At 52.1% G+C, this 15878-nt stretch carries 12 protein-coding genes, 2 tRNA genes and 1 pseudogene; 6 read left to right on the forward strand and 9 right to left on the reverse strand.

Annotated features, from left to right (window positions below; all coding sequences use genetic code 11):
- Positions 1–644 precede the first annotated feature (644 nt).
- The 3 genes from D5S03_RS00615 to D5S03_RS00625 all read left to right on the forward strand — a co-directional run bounded on the left by D5S03_RS00615 (position 645) and on the right by D5S03_RS00625 (position 2941).
- Complete coding sequence (locus D5S03_RS00615; protein ID WP_008871578.1) at positions 645–2354, forward strand: long-chain-fatty-acid--CoA ligase; 1710 nt, start codon at positions 645–647, stop codon at positions 2352–2354.
- Between the two features lie 37 nt (positions 2355–2391).
- The gene (locus tag D5S03_RS00620) at positions 2392–2820 is read left to right on the forward strand and encodes a hypothetical protein (RefSeq protein ID WP_008871577.1); all 429 of its coding nucleotides are present in this window, start codon (positions 2392–2394) and stop codon (positions 2818–2820) included.
- 44 nt (positions 2821–2864) lie between these two features.
- Positions 2865–2941 (forward strand) — tRNA-Arg (locus tag D5S03_RS00625).
- 287 nt (positions 2942–3228) lie between these two features.
- Here D5S03_RS00625 and D5S03_RS00630 read toward each other — a convergent pair.
- Complete coding sequence (locus D5S03_RS00630) at positions 3229–5955, reverse strand: ATP-grasp fold amidoligase family protein (protein ID WP_287042378.1); 2727 nt, start codon at positions 5953–5955, stop codon at positions 3229–3231.
- A gap of 594 nt (positions 5956–6549) precedes the next feature.
- On the opposite strand from D5S03_RS00630, the gene D5S03_RS00635 reads away from it, so the two are divergent.
- Together D5S03_RS00635 and D5S03_RS00640 are read left to right on the forward strand one after the other, a co-directional pair.
- Entirely contained in the window at positions 6550–6912 is a 363-nt protein-coding gene (locus D5S03_RS00635) for a DUF2283 domain-containing protein (RefSeq protein ID WP_008871575.1), read from the forward strand.
- 181 nt (positions 6913–7093) lie between these two features.
- Positions 7094–8074 carry a YheT family hydrolase gene (locus tag D5S03_RS00640; protein ID WP_008871574.1) on the forward strand — a complete coding sequence of 327 codons (981 nt, stop codon included), beginning with the start codon at positions 7094–7096 and terminating at the stop codon, positions 8072–8074.
- A gap of 20 nt (positions 8075–8094) precedes the next feature.
- Here D5S03_RS00640 and D5S03_RS00645 read toward each other — a convergent pair whose 3' ends face one another.
- From D5S03_RS00645 to plsY, 3 genes are all read right to left on the reverse strand, one after another.
- A complete protein-coding gene (locus tag D5S03_RS00645) occupies positions 8095–8820 on the reverse strand; it encodes a 4Fe-4S double cluster binding domain-containing protein (protein WP_008871573.1) in 726 nt (241 codons plus the stop codon).
- Between the two features lie 62 nt (positions 8821–8882).
- On the reverse strand, positions 8883–11381 hold the full coding sequence (locus tag D5S03_RS00650; RefSeq protein ID WP_287042379.1) for a helix-turn-helix domain-containing protein: 2499 nt from the start codon (positions 11379–11381) through the stop codon (positions 8883–8885).
- A 298-nt stretch (positions 11382–11679) separates the two neighbouring features.
- Complete coding sequence (gene plsY, locus D5S03_RS00655; RefSeq protein WP_008871571.1) at positions 11680–12285, reverse strand: glycerol-3-phosphate 1-O-acyltransferase PlsY; 606 nt, start codon at positions 12283–12285, stop codon at positions 11680–11682.
- 207 nt (positions 12286–12492) lie between these two features.
- Here plsY and D5S03_RS00660 point away from each other — a divergent pair.
- Positions 12493–12568: transfer RNA gene (locus D5S03_RS00660), tRNA-Phe, on the forward strand.
- Between the two features lie 735 nt (positions 12569–13303).
- Here the strand turns inward: D5S03_RS00660 and D5S03_RS00665 are convergent.
- The 5 genes and pseudogenes from D5S03_RS00665 to D5S03_RS00685 all read right to left on the reverse strand — a co-directional run bounded on the left by D5S03_RS00665 (position 13304) and on the right by D5S03_RS00685 (position 15829).
- Positions 13304–13570 carry a hypothetical protein gene (locus D5S03_RS00665; protein ID WP_040419297.1) on the reverse strand — a complete coding sequence of 89 codons (267 nt, stop codon included), beginning with the start codon at positions 13568–13570 and terminating at the stop codon, positions 13304–13306.
- Positions 13570–14058: a PIN domain-containing protein gene (locus D5S03_RS00670; protein ID WP_008871570.1), complete on the reverse strand. Its 489-nt coding sequence runs from the start codon at positions 14056–14058 to the stop codon at positions 13570–13572. Before D5S03_RS00670 ends, D5S03_RS00665 begins: the two co-directional genes overlap by 1 nt.
- Positions 14055–14312, reverse strand: a complete 258-nt coding sequence (locus D5S03_RS00675) for a UPF0175 family protein (protein ID WP_008871569.1) — start codon at positions 14310–14312, stop codon at positions 14055–14057. The genes D5S03_RS00670 and D5S03_RS00675 overlap by 4 nt, the downstream gene beginning before the upstream one ends.
- Before the next feature lie 67 nt (positions 14313–14379).
- Positions 14380–15414, reverse strand: a pseudogene (gmd, locus tag D5S03_RS00680) (GDP-mannose 4,6-dehydratase).
- A gap of 70 nt (positions 15415–15484) precedes the next feature.
- Positions 15485–15829, reverse strand: coding sequence for a helix-turn-helix domain-containing protein (locus D5S03_RS00685; protein ID WP_208596448.1), 345 nt, complete (start codon positions 15827–15829; stop codon positions 15485–15487).
- Positions 15830–15878 lie beyond the last annotated feature (49 nt).

Below are 15878 nucleotides of genomic sequence, written 5' to 3' on the forward strand. Positions count from 1 at the left end.
GAGGAGAGGTCCTTGTTTTGAGGCGAAAAAGCCTGCTGGAATAAAAAGCAAAATAACACCTGCTGCTTGATTGTAAAGGTTAAAAAGACCTGTCCATCCAAACTTTTTTGTTTTTTAAAGCCAGAACTCTGCAGATGATCCTGGTGCCTGTCAATGAAAGTATTCAGGCATCAGGGAAAAAAGGAAATTTTCAGGGACGAAAGTTTAAGTTGATTTAAAAAGCTGTTTTTTTTAGACTGACTCCGTTTGCCCGGGATAAACATAATTTTTTGGCACTAACAATTTCGTTGCCCACTGGCGGCTTTGCCGCTCACGGCTGGAGAGTACGCCTGAAGGCTGTTCCGGTTGGTGGTGACCGACGTCCCCTGCATGGCTGAAATTGTGTTATCCCCTTGCTTATATTGGATCTCTTTATCGGTTAGTATCTTTTAGCGCTTTGCATGTGGCATGGGGACTGGCTCTCCCCGCACTTATTTTTAAAATTCCGTCAAACATCCTTCAGAAAAATAAGTGCGGGGGTGCCTGTCCCCTGCTTTCCTTAAAAGCGCTAAACAGATACAATCGGTTACAAATTTTTGGTGTCTACTGTATTGTCTTCATAAATAATTGCTGTCAATTTTGTTGAAAAACAAAAGGCTGGATACATGATTAAAACGGATATACCAAGACCCTGGCTGGAATACTACGACAGTGAAGTAAGTTCTTCTCTGGATTACGAAGATATACCCGTATATGAATACCTGGACCGGGTAGCATCTAAGCATCCCCGGCGCAGGGCCATAATTTTCAACAACTGGAAGATAAATTACAAAAAGCTCCAGGAACTGACAGAGAATGTAGCAGCCAATCTTCGAAGCTACGGTTTGAGTCCCGGTGACAGAGTGGCCATTATGCTGCCCAATCTGCCCCAGACAGTCATCACCTACTGGGGAGTGCTCAAGGCTGGTGGCACGGTGGTCATGACCAATCCTTTGTATATGGAAAAGGAGATCCTGCACCACTTCGGCGATTCTGAGTCCAAGTTTCTGATTACCCTGGATATGCTCTGGCCCAAGCTTTCAGAGCTTCTGCCAAGGCTCGGCCTGGAGCGCGTTTTTGTGACCAGCATCCCGGATTGTCTGCGTTTTCCGCTGACCTGGCTTTATCGTTTCAAGATGCACCGGGAGAAAAAAGCAGTCGACATCCCTTATGATGAAGAAAAGATTCTTCCCTGGACATCACTTATCCAGAAGGGTGAAGTTTTTTTGAAATATACTCCGGAGCCCAGGCAGGACCTGGCTGTACTGCAGTATACAGGGGGTACCACAGGGATGTCCAAGGGGGTCATGCTGACCCATTACAACCTGGCCGCCAATGTACGCCAGGCCATGTCCATGCTGCACAATATACAGCTGGGGGAGCACACTGTACTGGGTCTGCTTCCCTATTTTCATATTTACGGCCTGACAGTATGCGTCAATTTCGCCACGGCCATCGGTGCCACCCTGGCCCCGTACCCCAGGTTTGTCCCCAGGGATGTCCTGAAGGCCATCCACAAAATCAAACCCACCATTTTTCCCTCTGCTCCGGCTGTTTTCCAGGCGCTTTTGCAGCAAAAGGACATTGACAGTTATGACCTGTCCTCCATTGACTACTGCATTTCCGGGTCCGCGCCCATACCGAGAGAGTCAATCGAGAAGTTCAACAAGACCACCGGGGCCGAGATCATCGAGGGCTACGGCCTGACCGAAGCTTCACCCATCACTCATTTCAATCCACTGCGGGGCAAGCGCAAAATCGGTTCCATAGGGCTGCCTTTTCCGGATACCGATGCAGCCATTGTAGACATGGACAGCGGAGAAGGACCTCTTTCCTCCAATGAAACCGGAGAGCTCATTGTAAAAGGCCCTCAGGTAATGAAGGGATACTGGAATCAGCAGGAGGAAACCGCCCAGACCCTGCGGGACGGCTGGCTTTATACCGGGGATATTGCCTATATGGATGAAGAGGGTTATTTTTATATAGTAGACCGCAAGAAAGACCTGATCATCACCGGAGGTTACAATGTGTATCCAAGGGAGATAGATGAAGTTCTTTACGAACATCCAGGTGTTAAGGAAGCTGTGACTGTGGGCATTCCCAATTCCACCAGGGGTGAGGTGGTCAAGGCGTTCGTGGTGCCAAAAGAGGGCCAAGAGCTAACCAGGGCGGATATTGTCTCCTTCTGCAAGCAGAAGCTGGCCAGTTTCAAGGTGCCCAAGCAGATAGAATTCCGGGAGGAACTGCCCAAGACCATAGTGGGCAAAGTTCTTCGCCGGGCCTTACGGGAAGAGGAAATGGCCAAAAGAAAGGGCGGTGATGGAAACAACAGCTGATATATTCAGTGCTTCAGTCAGGTAAAGGAGGTACCCAATGTTTTGCACCAAATGCAGTTATACCTCTTTTGATCACTTGGACCACTGCCCCAAGTGCGGTTACGACTGGGCCGCAGAGCGCAGGATTTTCAATGTAGAGTGGGTGCAGGCCCCGGGTGATTCCTGGAATTTTTCCAGTCAGGAAGATGAATCCCAAGAAGCAGAATTTTACGGGGATGGTGCTCTGGATGGTTCCAGGATGGAAATATCCGGCCGGTCAGATGAAGAGGAACATTCTTCCATGGATTTTGAAAGCCGGGAGACAAAAGGGGATGATACAGAGTTCAGCCTTGATCTGGGCAAGGAGCTGGAAGCGGATGATCCGGAAACGTCTGGCCACAACAGGACCGGCCAGAGAGCGAGAGTGGAAGAGGAGATAGAGTTTCCTGACCTGGATCTTGGTTTTCCTGAGAACAATAAAAAATAAAACTTGACTTGTTTACCTGAAAGTACTTATATTTTCTTCTTTGCGCGCCCGTAGCTCAGCTGGATAGAGTGCCTGACTACGAATCAGTAGGTCGCAGGTTCGAATCCTGCCGGGCGCACCACAAATTTCAAGGGGTTAAGGTAAAAATCTTAACCCCTTTTTCTTTCTGGGGTCCCAGAGGACACTAAGTATCCAGACGTCCGAAACAGGAGCAGGACAACCCTTAACCCCCTGTCTCTTTGTGCGGGACTCCGGGCCTGTATATTGATGTGTGGAGTGGAGTGGTCTGTGGCCTCTGACGGGACTCCTGCTAACGTCTTAGTAGATCATCACGTAACCATTCAGTCGGGCGGCTTTGACGCTCACGGATGAAGAGGGGTGCCTGAAGGCTTCGAGTGCCAACAAATCTTATTCCCAGAATGCTCCTGCCCACTGGTCAGGTTCGTAGGTGCTGTCCGGGTCGCGGGGGCGGAAAAAGCGCTGTCTGGCTTCCCCGGGGAAGAGGTCCACGGCCTCGAAAAAGACCCTGCCCTGCACAGAATACAGGTCCACGCGCATGAAGTCATAACCCTGGCCAAGCTTCTGGGCCAGGTCTATCATTTCCTGTAGATTTTCCGGTTTGTCCTGAACCGGTCCCTGGGGCAGGTCCAGGCACAGGGGCAGAATCTCCCAGTCCGGAGAGTAAAGGGTGCGCTTTGGCTCTGGAAAGGGGTGATCCACCTGGATGAAGCGGCACTGTCCGTGGAATACGAAAAATCCGTATGACCTGGGCAGCATGGCGTGGCTGTCCAGGTAAAGCCCGGTGAACATGACCACCGGCTGCACAGCCCTGCCAGGAGTTTCTCCGTCAGTCTTTGCGTGGCCGTTTAACCACTGCCTGCAGAGCTTTTCTACATCCCGGGGGTTTATGCGGCTTTTGTCCGGGATAAGGCGTACCTGGTTGTTGAAGCTGGTCTTTATGGCAAAGCTTTCAGGCAGTTCATCCCAGCTGATCTGGTCTGCACTGGAAACAGCCTGGTAAACCTCAGGCAGGACGCTTTCGTCTGCGCGGTCCTGCACCCACCGGCGCACCTGCCACCTGTCCTGCAAAGTTTCGGCGTCCGTGACCTCGCCCAGGAGCCTGCGCCGGGCCATCTTTTCATTGAAAGTGACCGGGGCGGTTAAATCCGGGTTGTATCCCAGGGCTTCTTTTATTTCCTGCATTTCCCGGCTTATTTCTTCTGGCTCAGGTCGGCGGTTGGCTGAGCTGTTTACGATCTGATCCGGGGTCGGTGGGTCCAGCTGCTGCCGGGGAGCTTTTTGTTCTGCACCGGTTGCCTTACCCTGGTTATCCGTCTCCACTCCGCAGCACTTCTTGGCTTTTTTGCCGGAGCCGCAGGGGCAGGGTGCGTTGCGGGAGAGTTTTTCCCCTCTTTGCACAGGGGTGTGGGCCGGGGTTTTCTGTCCCGGCTCCAGGGGCGGGAGCAGGTTTTCGCCGTCGGCAAAGGACTCGAAGCGCTGGATTATGTCCTTTTGCATTACATCGCGGTGGAACATGGCCCCGCATTCCAGGGCGCGCCTGGTGGAGTCCCGGTAGAACTCATCATCGTCCATGAGCCGGTATATGGTGTCCAGCCAGGGCCGGACTTCGGCCTCGGAGGGCACCCGGCTGTATTTCTGGCGGTACTTTTCCGGGATATCAAAAAGAAAACCTCCGCCGTTCAGCTGCTCGGGCATGCCGGCGTGGTTGGAGGCCAGGACAGGGATACCGCCCAGCTGGGCCTCGGCGATGCTGCGGCCCGAGGCCTCGTTCCAGAAGGAGGGAAAAAGCAGAATGGATGTGCGGGCATAGATGGTGCGCACGTCCTCCTGGTTGGGGATCCACCAGATATTTTTCATGCCGGCCAGGTCGATACCTGCTTCGGCCCACTGATCACTGCTCATGCGGCTTTCCACGGCCAGGAAAAGCAGGTCCGGACGCTCGCGCAGGGCCGTGCTCACCAGCCTGGCGAACAGGGTGGCCCCCTTGGCCATGGAGGGGTTGATCATGGTGATAAATCCTTTCCTGCGCATCTGCGGGGCCTGGGTGGACAAAACTTCCTGGGGGCTTATCTGGCTGCCCTCGGGGATCATGGTGCGCAGGACAGAGCTTTTGATGCCGATCTTTTCCTGGTAATAATCGCTTTGAAACTGCGAAGGCACCAAAACCTGGTCAAAGGGACGGAAAAGTTCGGGGTCATCGTAGCTGGGGTTGGCCAGGTAAAAGATAAGGGTTGTGCAGTTTTTCCGGGCCACCTTGATGAGTTCTTTGCACAGGCTGGAACTGCCGTAGGTCAAAACCACGTCCGGCTTTATCTGCTCCAGGGCCCTTTTGGCGTGCTGGAAAAAATCCCTGGCTTCCTCTTTGGTCAGGTTCTTGCCGTAGCTGCTTCTGGTATAGAAGATGTTGTGCTTGACCCCGTCACGCTTGATCTTGAACACCTTGCCGTAATTTTCCGGAACAGCCCGCTTGTCTCCGATGATGCTGCCCACTGGGTATTCCTCCTGGCCGTCGCACAGGGTCATGTTCACGGCGTAGGCGTCCCATCCGGCTCCGGCCAGGGTGCAGAGCACGGAGCGCATCTGGCAGGCGGCTCCGCTGCGGCGGTCCAGGGCGCACATGGGGGAGAGCCACATGATTTTCTTGGTCCGGGTCCGGGCAGAAATTTCCGGTTCTGTCTGTGGCTGATGCTGTTCCTGATGCTGAGCTTCAGGCTCACTGGAAGGAGAAGGTTGCGGGGTAGAGGCCCGGGCCGAGGCGGCCTTGAGGGCGTCAATTTTTTGCTTGAGTACGTCCAGGCGGGCCTTGGTCTCGGCCCAGTCCTCCCTGATCCTGGCGATGTCAGCATACTCGGTGAGCATGCTGATGCTGTCCGGGTAGCCTGTAAGGCCCTGCTGGATAATTTTTTCCGCCCTGTCCAGCTTGTCCTGGCCGCGCAGGGCCCTGGACAGCAGTATATATGCCTCGTGCGGAGTGTTTTTTTTGTGGCGTAATAGGATGCTGTTCAAAACCTTGACGGCGGTGGACCAGTCTTCGTTGTCCAAGGCCTGCCTGGCCTGGGCCAGGAGTTCTTCAGGATCGTGGCCGCGTCCGGCTGAAGGGGATTCGTTGAACATGGGCTTCTCCTTGCGTTGTTGCTATTTGGCTTTGAACTTTTTGTGGGGTTTTTATGCAAGGGGTGTGCCGGGAGTTTGATTAAGGGGTACAAGAGTTGGATGGAATTGAGGGATGCAGGAATTGGTATTTGCGGACAATCTCCTGGGGGTCCAGCTCGTTCCATTCCTTGAGGCCAAAATTAAGGGTGGCTTGGTCATTACGGAATAAAGGATCAGGAACTGTTTTCGGTTCCCTGTTTCGCTGCTTTGGACGCAGGGAAAGAAAGGCCTTGCATGCTGCTTGAGTCTGGCTTATAAAATATGAGAGAAGGAGATGTCCATGTCCAGCGAGCCTTTTACTCATTACCATTATCCCTGTTGCCCGAAAAAAGCTTGCCCAACGTGGTGTTGAAGAGAGTATGGTTTTTTAAACTATACAAAAACCTGATCAAATGGTTGAGAGGACAAAGGGTTGAGCTGTAGCTCAACGCAAATATTTTTTTGATGACAGTAGTTATCTACTCAGGTTGCTATACGAGGAAGAGGACAATCAACTTTCAGTGATTACAGGCTGTTTTACGTCCCAGGTCTCCAGATATTGAGAGGAACAACAGTATGAAGATTGATTATGATTCAAAGTACGATCTGATGAATATAGAATTCCTCCCTGGGGAGCCCATTGTGGATTCTTTAGAGATTAACGGAGTTGTTATTGATTACGGCAAAGATGGCAAAATTGTATCCATAGAGATAATTGATGCCTCTGAGAGGACTCAAAAAGGACCGCTGGGAAAGCTGGATTGTAACTCTTCAGGGGGGAGATATGCCAATTTGCCTGTCTTCCAGGCGGGTAATGCCTTGCTGGGGATCTTTTATTCTTCAAAACCGTGTGTGCGGAGCACCCGTGAGAAGCCTGAAGGCTTCCCGTGCCTAAGAAGATTTTTTTGGCACGGGCAACTTCGTTGCACATCCCAGTGAAACCAGCTACGCTGAAACTACGTTTGTTTCACGGGACAGGCGGGCGGCTCTGCCGCTCACGGCTGGGGAGTACGCTTCAAGTCTATTCCCGGTGGCGATTGCTGGCACCCCCTGAATAGTTACGCTGGATTTTACAATTATCAGAGACGCTGTAGCTGTTTAACAGCTTATCCATAAAATAATGCCAGTTTTGCCAAGCCCCGGATACACACCTGTTCACCTGTTTAGAAACGGCCATGTCCACACTGTATATCCCGCCCTGTTTCGCCCTGTACCGCACACTGATCCTGACCGGGAAAGAATAGACACTCCGGATGGGGATTTCCTGGATATTGACTGGCATATGAGCCGGCGCTCAGATAAAAGGACGGCCGTGGTCATAAGTCATGGCCTGGAAGGAAATTCGCGCAAAAAATATCCTCTGGGCATGGCCAGACATCTTACCCGGCTGGGAATGGACGCGGTGTGCATGAATTTCCGGGGCTGTTCGGGCACTCCCAACCGTCTGCCCCGCCTGTATCACAGTGGCGTGACTGATGACCTGGACACGGTAATCCACCATGTAATCAGGCAGGGATATGAAAATGTTTTCCTTGTGGGTTTCAGCATGGGAGGCAATCAACTGCTCAAGTATCTGGGCGAAGATCCCGGGCAGGTCCCTTGCCAGGTCCGGGCAGCCTGCTCCTTTTCCGTGCCATGCGATTTATCCGCATCATCTGCCAGGCTGGACTCAACCGTAAGCCGCATTTATGTCATGCATTTCATGCGCAGTCTCAGGGCGAAGATACGTCTGAAGGCAAAGATGTTCCCCGGGATTTTTGATGCAAAGGGCCTGAATATTACATGGAGTTTTCACGATTTCGACAACCGTTACACAGCGCCCCTGAACGGGTTCCGGGACGCGGAAGACTACTATGCCAGGGCGTCCTGCCTGCAGTTTTTGAAAAACATCCGTGTTCCAAGCCTTTTGGTCCAGGCCGGGGACGATCCCTTTCTGACTCCTTCCTGTTTTCCCCTGGAACAGGCCTCGAAAAATGATCATCTTTTTCTGGAAATCCCTGAGTACGGCGGGCATGTGGGCTTTCACCTTCCAAACAGAGAGAACATCTACTGGTCGGAGTACAGGGCAGGAGAGTTTCTGCTTGAGAAGAAGCAACCCTGAACCCCTGATAGGTTCTTCCCTCAGCGCTTTTCAGATCCTTTGGGTCTGCCCCACGGGCAGGCCGAGACACATACGCCGCAGAGATATGGAGGGATGTGCTTTTCCTGCTCATTGCTGCGGAGCTGTCCAACGCAGGCATCAAGATCAAGGGCCTCTGAACGCAAGTCATAGTGCAAAGCCGTAGAAGCATTTTTAATCGCCCCGGCAGGGCAGGCCTCCACACAGTAAGTGCACTTGGCGCATTTATTCTTGATGGGCTTACCCGCAGGCAGGACCAGGTCTGTGAGCACGGTTGTCAGGCGCACCCTGGGGCCGAACTGAGGAGTAACCAGAATCGTAGGTTTGCCCTGCCAGCCCAGTCCCGCCTGAATGGCCACGGCCTTGTGCGATATGGCAGCTGTAAAGCGTTCTTCACTCAGGATATGGCTGGCCGGGACAGGCAGGGCCTTTCCACCCCAGGACTGCAGCAGGCCTGAGATGCGGATGGCAATATGATCAAGAAGGGCGTTGACGTTCTGGTAATGCCTGGCATAGAGCGGCGTGGGCCTGCTGGTGATGTGGTCCATGATCCCGTCTGCCAGGTGCACTGCTATGGAGACTGCCCGGGGGTAACCCTGCAGGAGATCCGAAGGATCCGTTTCGATGCCTTCCAGACGTGATGTGTCCGCCACAGCCACCAGATCGGCTCCCCAGTACCGGGCTGCGTCATGAAGGGGCTTTGCGTTGGGGAGAGGTGATTTTTGCATGTATCGAACCTATGGCAAACCTGCTTAGACTGCAAGGGTTAATATTGGGCTGTTTTCCGCCATCAACGGATAAATGTTCCCTGGTGGGCCAGAACCATTTTTATCTGTCCGTAGTTGACCTCATCACCCAGTTTTTCTTTTATGTCCTTGAGGGAGTTTCCCTGAACCTCTGAAATGGCCTGTTCAATACTTTTTTGCAGTTCAAAAGAAAGAAGCTCGTCAATGCGCAGTTCTTGCTGATGGATCAGGTAGGCCAGATGGGTGTCTATGGTGGACCGGGTCAGGCCCCTGTTTTCGGCAATACTGTCCGGGCTCTGGCCCTGTCTGAACAGGTCCAGGGTCACCTGCCTGGTATCCCCTGCCTGAATCTTTTTGCTGGGCTGCTCTTTTGACTGCGAACCGGGCTTCTCCGGCAGGACCACCTTCTCTATGCCGTGTTTGCGGCGATAATCTGCGACCATATCCAAAAGTTCCTGTCCAAACCTGGCAATGGTCTTTTCCCCCACCCCGCGTATCTTCTTCAGCTCGGCCCGGGTCGCTGGCAGAGTGACTGCAATCTGGACAGCCACCCGTTGATGCAGTATCTGATACGGGGCAAGATTTTGCTCCCTGGCTTTGGCCTGACGCCATTTTTTCAAGGCCTGGAAAAGCTCTGGGTGGGCGATGTCCGATTCAGTCCACTCCGAAGCCTCAGGCTTTTTCCTGCTCCGGGGTGTAAACTCCACTTCCGCCCTGGCCACTGCCTGCAGGTACCCGGCTGAAGAAAAGCCCTGCTCACAGCTTTTAATCCCGGCCAGCTTGACGGCCAGATCCTTTTGCAGGTTGTTCAGGGCATTGACGATCCTCTTTTTTACTTCAGCATTATCAGTTTCCACCCCGGTATCCCCCAGGGGCCCGGCCAGGTTTTCCAGCCTGCCCTGAAACCACCGGGATCCCTTGCGAACCCTTTCCTGAATATAACTGTCAGATTCCGGCAGCCGCTCCGGGCTGAAAATACCGCCAAGCTCCCGCAAAAAGACCCGGCTTACCTCAATGACCTCACCTGCAAGGCCTTCCAGTTCCTTGATATCACAACCACCTGTAATCCGGACCAGGCGGCTGTTGTCCTTGAACAGACTCAACAGATACTGCAGCCGGCTCTCAAGCCGACCCATATCGAAACATTCAAGCAGCAACTGCTGCTGGTAAGCGACCCTGGCCTGATCCAGATGCTCTTTGCCGGGGGGATTCTGTCTGATCTCGCGGTCAAAGCCGAGGATAGCCTCATCCATGCCCACCCCCCGGGCGGCAAGCGGCGAGCCAAGGACCATTCCCTCCATGGTTTTGCAGCGGCTCAGGGCCACATAGACCTGGCCGTGGGTGAAGACATTCTGCACATCTATGATGGCCCGCTCAAAGGTCAATCCCTGGCTCTTATGGATGGTTATGGCCCAGGCCGGCTTCAGGGGGTGCTGAGTAAATGAACCTGCCACCTCTTCCTGGATTTCCCTGGTATCCTCATTTATGGTATACTTGATGTTTTCCCAGGTCAGCGGTTCCACTTTGACCGGTTCCGGTTCCCCTGGACAAAGAACCTGAATTTCATCCCGGGAAATGGAGGTGATCCTGCCGATCTTGCCATTGTAGTAGAGTTTTTCCGGGCCTGGATCATTGCGCACAAACATGACCTGGGCCCCTTTTTTGAGCACAAGAGAAGCAGCTGTTGGATATATCTGTTCCGGAAAATCGCCCGATATTTTAGCGGAAAACAGGTACTCCTGTCCCGGAAGTTCCTCCAGCCTGCACTTATTGATATTTTCGGCCTTTTTGTTGTGGGAGGTAAGGGTAATGTAGCCCTGCTCCGTGTCCGGGACAAAGTCCGGATCATAGCGGGTATTAAGCGCCTGGATGGATTCCGGTTCCAGCCTGTTGTCCCTTACCTGGTTTAAGATCCGGATAAAGCTGTCATCAGACTGCCGGTAAATGTGCTCAAGCTCAATACTGATGAACCTGGTTCTGGACAGGGCGTGACTGTCGAAAAAATAGACTGAATTGTAACAGCCCTGCAGAAGCTCCCATTCATGGGACCTGGCCACAGGGGAAAGCTGGTGCAGATCGCCGATCATAAGCAGCTGCACTCCGCCAAAGGGCTTATCACTGCGGCGGTGACGTCTAAGGGCCGCATCCACGGCATCTAACAGGTCTGCCCGGACCATGCTGATTTCATCAATTACCAGGAGATCCAGGCTCTGGATGATATTCTTTTTCTCCCTGCTTATTCTGAACCGGCGCTGCTGGTCCCGCTCAAAGGCCTCGCTTCCAGGCACAAAAGGCCCGAATGGCAACTGAAAGAAGGAGTGCAGAGTAACTCCACCGGCATTCAGGGCCGCCACCCCGGTGGGGGCAGTGGTGATCATCCTTTTGCTGGAAGTCTCCTGCAGCTTTTTCAAAAAAGTAGTCTTGCCGGTACCCGCCTTGCCGGTCAAAAAGACATGATGCCCGGTCTCTTCCACATAGCCTTCAGCCAGTTCCAGTGCCTCATTCGTACTCCACTCAAAGGACATGCCATCCACCCCCGACATCTCAATAATTCCCCCAAATTTCTCCTGTTCCCGGTAATTTTTCCAGCGTTACCATTTTTACGACATACAATCCAGGAGACCTTTTCTGGCTGCTATTAAAAGTTTTCGGCGGGTCAATCTCAATCTGAATGGTTTTGCCGGGGCTGGCAGGCGTCCGGGCGGAGGATGATTTCCAGAACCTGCTGTGATGGGACCCCTGAACGGCTATGGACTACCAGGATTTTGGAAACAGCTGCCTGTCAGGGGTCTGCTTAGATTCCGGGCAGACCCCTGACAGGTAGTAATCAAAAAAAGAATATCAGTTTACTGTTGCTTCGGAGGAGCTGCAACGCCAGCTGTTTTCCTGTCCGGTAAGCACCCTGTGGATATTTTCCTCATGTCTCCAGAAAACAAGGGCCATGATTATAAGCGATACCAGGATATAGCCGAAGTTGCCGGTGAGCAGAAACAGAACCGGAGCTGCGGTTACCAGGGCCAGTGAGCCCAGGGCGACGTAACCGGTCAGGTAGACGATGGCCAGGCAGATGCCCAACGCCCAGGCAGTAACCGTGGTTGAAAGGGCCAGGAACACGCCCACAGTCGTAGCCACACCTTTTCCTCCCTTGCCGTAGAGAAAAACCGAATACATATGCCCGATTATTACTGCCAGGGCGGTCAGAGAGATAAAGATAACAGACGTGGAAAACTGCATGGCGACCCACACCGGAATAAAGCCCTTGAGCAGGTCAAGCACAAGGACCGTGATTCCGTACCTGAAACCGCAGAGCCTGGCCACATTGGTTGCCCCAACGTTTTTGCTGCCCTGATACCGGGGGTCAATCCGGCAGAAATTAGTAGCCACAAGGACGCCAAAGGGTAACGAACCCAGAAGATAACATAACCCAAGCCAGATTATGGAAACCATTGCACACTCCTTCTCAATTGTGTTTTCCGGATAAAAGGTGACCTGCAAGCCCGTACCTTGAACTGATAGGACTTGAATTCGAACGCTTGAACAACTTAATGAGGCTATATAACCTGAGCCGGGATAAAAGTAAATTTGAAATTTTGGAAAAAAAGACTTGCAAAAAATAACAGTCTCAGATAAATAATTATTTCTTTAAGGGGACAAGCCGAGGTAGCTCAGTCGGTAGAGCAGGGGACTGAAAATCCCCGTGTGGGCGGTTCGATTCCGTCCCTCGGCACCATAAATTTCAAGGGCTTACATCGATCTTGGTGTAAGCCCTTACTCTTTTCAAGCCATGTACTCACTATGTACTCATCAGAAAAAATCTGCCCAATGTACTCACTCTGTCCCCTGTCTAATATCCACCATGCCCATTACTCCCACCATCGTGTTTCACGATAGTGCTTTGAGCCTTCCCTGTCCAATACCCTCAATACCCATTACTACCCCCTCCCCCATATCCGCTTTGAATTCAAGGGCGGGGGGCCAAGTTCTAACAACCCCCATCTATGATTAAACCAATTTTTGGATTGCCCCCTAACCTGGGAGGAAATAACCCCTTACGCCAGAGGGGGGTTTGGAAGCTGAAATGGTTTTCAGAGAAAAATATGGGGAGAGCATGGGCATACAGGTTTTCAGCCAAAATATTGCCCAGATATGCCCGTACAATCATGCTTTTAAAACGCCCACCCCAGAAGAATCCCTGACGTCTGTGCTTTTTGTTGTAATACCTGGTTCACCCGGTTAAATCCCCCGCACCAAAAATGAGATAGCTAAAAATAGAAGGAGGTTACATATGATGAGGAATTACATGAAGTGTAAGGAGGGTGATGTGCGGGGTGCTGCTACCGCAGCATTTAACCGGGTTCACCCGGTTAAATCCCCGCACAGACAATGGGTTTAGCAAAAAAAATAGAGAGAGGAAATATATGATGAGGTACTATGAAGGGGTAGGGAGGATGGTGTGCGGGGGCCGCTACGCGGCATTTAACGCGGCATTTAACCGGGTAAAGTTCTGCTTGATGTCCTTCGCATAGGCACCAAGGCTGCAAAGCCTCTTCTTGACCTCAGCCATCCGGTCAGCAGGTATCTCGACCTTGTCACCGTAATAGTCCTGCCACCTCTTGATGACATCTGAATTGGAAATCTCATCATCAGGGTGCATCCGGGCCACTAAGTGGAAATGATTCCCCATAATGGCACCGGATATGCCAGCAATAAGCATCGGGCTATCTTTGATCACTACTCACCTGCCTTTTGGATTGCAAGTTCATAGACATCCTTGCTGAGACGAAAGCCACCTTTTTGTTGCAATAAATCCAGTTCCTGGGATAGATTTGATAACAGGGAGTTTCTTTTGGCCCAGATCAAAACACCAACTGTGCCTAAAACTGTGTACTGCAGTCTTACAGCGATACTTCGAGCACTTTTTTCATCCAGCAGTAAAATATCAGCGTTGATTTCCTGATTCAGAGCAATAACTTCAGCTTCTCCGCGGTCAAGAGATACCTGAAGTGAAAGACTGAAAACCTTATTTTGTACCTGCTGGGTGGTAATCCACTCTGCACGGGCGACCTCTTGAGCACCAGGCAAACCATGGCCGGTTTCAACCACTTCCTCCCAGACTGCCCAAGGAACAATTATTCCTTGCGGAAACCTGTTGTGCAAAATGCTTAACCTGCCGATGGAGCTAAGCCCTATGAGAACAGACGAATTGGATATGGCCTTCATGGAAGAGAATCCAAGGTAGACAGGTCTCGATCCAGCTCTTTTGTATCGTACTGCCTGGGTATGCCTTCCCGGGACAGGAGCAAAAGAAATTCCCACTTATCCATGCCAGCCATGTGGCGGGCTTTTCCCAGAGAAAGAAGCCCTTTTTCATAAAGCCGTAAGGATAGTTCCCGGCGAAGCCTGCTTTCCTGTTCTTCCGGGGGTATGCGCAGGGCATCCTGCAGATCGTTGTCGAGTTCCAGACGTATGCTCATTGAAGTAGCCTCCTAAATTCAGATAAGGCTATCTTATTGAACGCCGGGCCTGAAGTAAAGGTTGTTTCTATTCATGCGAATCGTAGACTTCATACCCGTGGTCATTGCACAGCTTATCCCGCCTGGCAAGGCTTAGGTCATGAAGAACCATCTCTTTTACCATGTCCTGAAAGGATATCTCCGGGGTCCAGCCAAGCTTTTCCCTGACTTTGGCCGGGCCTCCAAGCAGGGACTGCACTTCTGTAGGTCTGAAATAGCGGGGATCGACATGAACCCGCACTCTTCCCTGCTCATCCTTTCCCATTTCATTTACGCCCTGCCCATCCCAGTTGAGCTTAATCCCAAGCTCTGCAAAGGCCAGTTCGCAGAAGTCCCGCACGCTGTGCTGCTCTCCCGTAGCTATTACAAAATCCTCCGGCTCATCCTGCTGCAGCATCAGCCACTGCATGCGCACGAAGTCCCGGGCATGGCCCCAGTCTCTTTTGGCATCCAGGTTACCCAGATAAAGCGTACCCTGAAGGCCCAGGGCTATTCTGGCGGCTGCCCGGGTAATCTTGCGGGTTACAAAGGTCTCGCCTCTAATGGGTGATTCGTGGTTAAAGAGAATCCCGTTGCAGGCATACATGCCATAAGCTTCCCGGTAATTAACCGTAATCCAGTAGGCATAGAGCTTGGCTGCTGCGTAAGGGCTTCTTGGATAAAAAGGGGTTTTCTCGGTCTGGGGAGTCTCCACGGCCTTGCCGAACAGCTCTGATGTTGAGGCCTGGTAGAACCTGGTCTTGTCTGTCAGGCCCAAAAGTCTGATTGCTTCCAGTATTCTAAGCGTACCCAGGGCATCGGCATTGGCGGTTTATTCGGCAGTCTCAAAGGAAGCCTGCACATGGCTCTGGGCTGCCAGATTGTAGATCTCGTCCGGCTGCACCTGCTGGATTATCCGGATCAGATTTGTAGCGTCTGTCAGGTCGCCGTAGTGCAGGATGAAGTTTCTGTTTTCAGTGTGTGGATCCTGGTACAGGTGGTCCACACGGTCAGTGTTGAAGCTTGAGGCCCTGCGCTTGATGCCGTGGACTGTGTAGTTCTTGTGCAGGAGCAGTTCTGCCAGGTATGCTCAGTCCTGGACTGTTATGCCGGTGATGAGGGTTTTTTTCATAAGCTGTTTGTCCTAGTCAAGGTTACAGGAAATACCGATAATCAGAAACACTCAGGGCCTGGGCAAGCTTGCGGGCTCGTTCTTTACCAATCCCTCTTTTGCCGTTTTCCATCTCACTTGTCTGATGCTGGGGAATTCCGGTCTTAAGCGACAGCTCCTTCTGCGTCAAACTCTCTCTGGTTCTGTAGGCCCGAAGAGCTATCTGGGGGTTTTTGTCCATATATTCAGGAAAAACATCAGCTACAGAATAGGCAGGCTTGTCCTCGTCTTCCAAAAACTGAGCATATTGTTTAATCTTGCCTGCAATACTGCGTCGAACACGCAAATTCAGCGTGATTATTTCTTCATCAGTATGGGGCTTTTTCATGGGTTCCGACATAAGCTATCTCCACCACCTTGACTTTTCCCTGGACTTC

Origin of the sequence: Desulfonatronospira sp. MSAO_Bac3, assembly GCF_003838035.1 — a bacterium.
Taxonomy (GTDB): Bacteria; Desulfobacterota; Desulfovibrionia; order Desulfovibrionales; family Desulfonatronovibrionaceae; genus Desulfonatronospira; species Desulfonatronospira thiodismutans.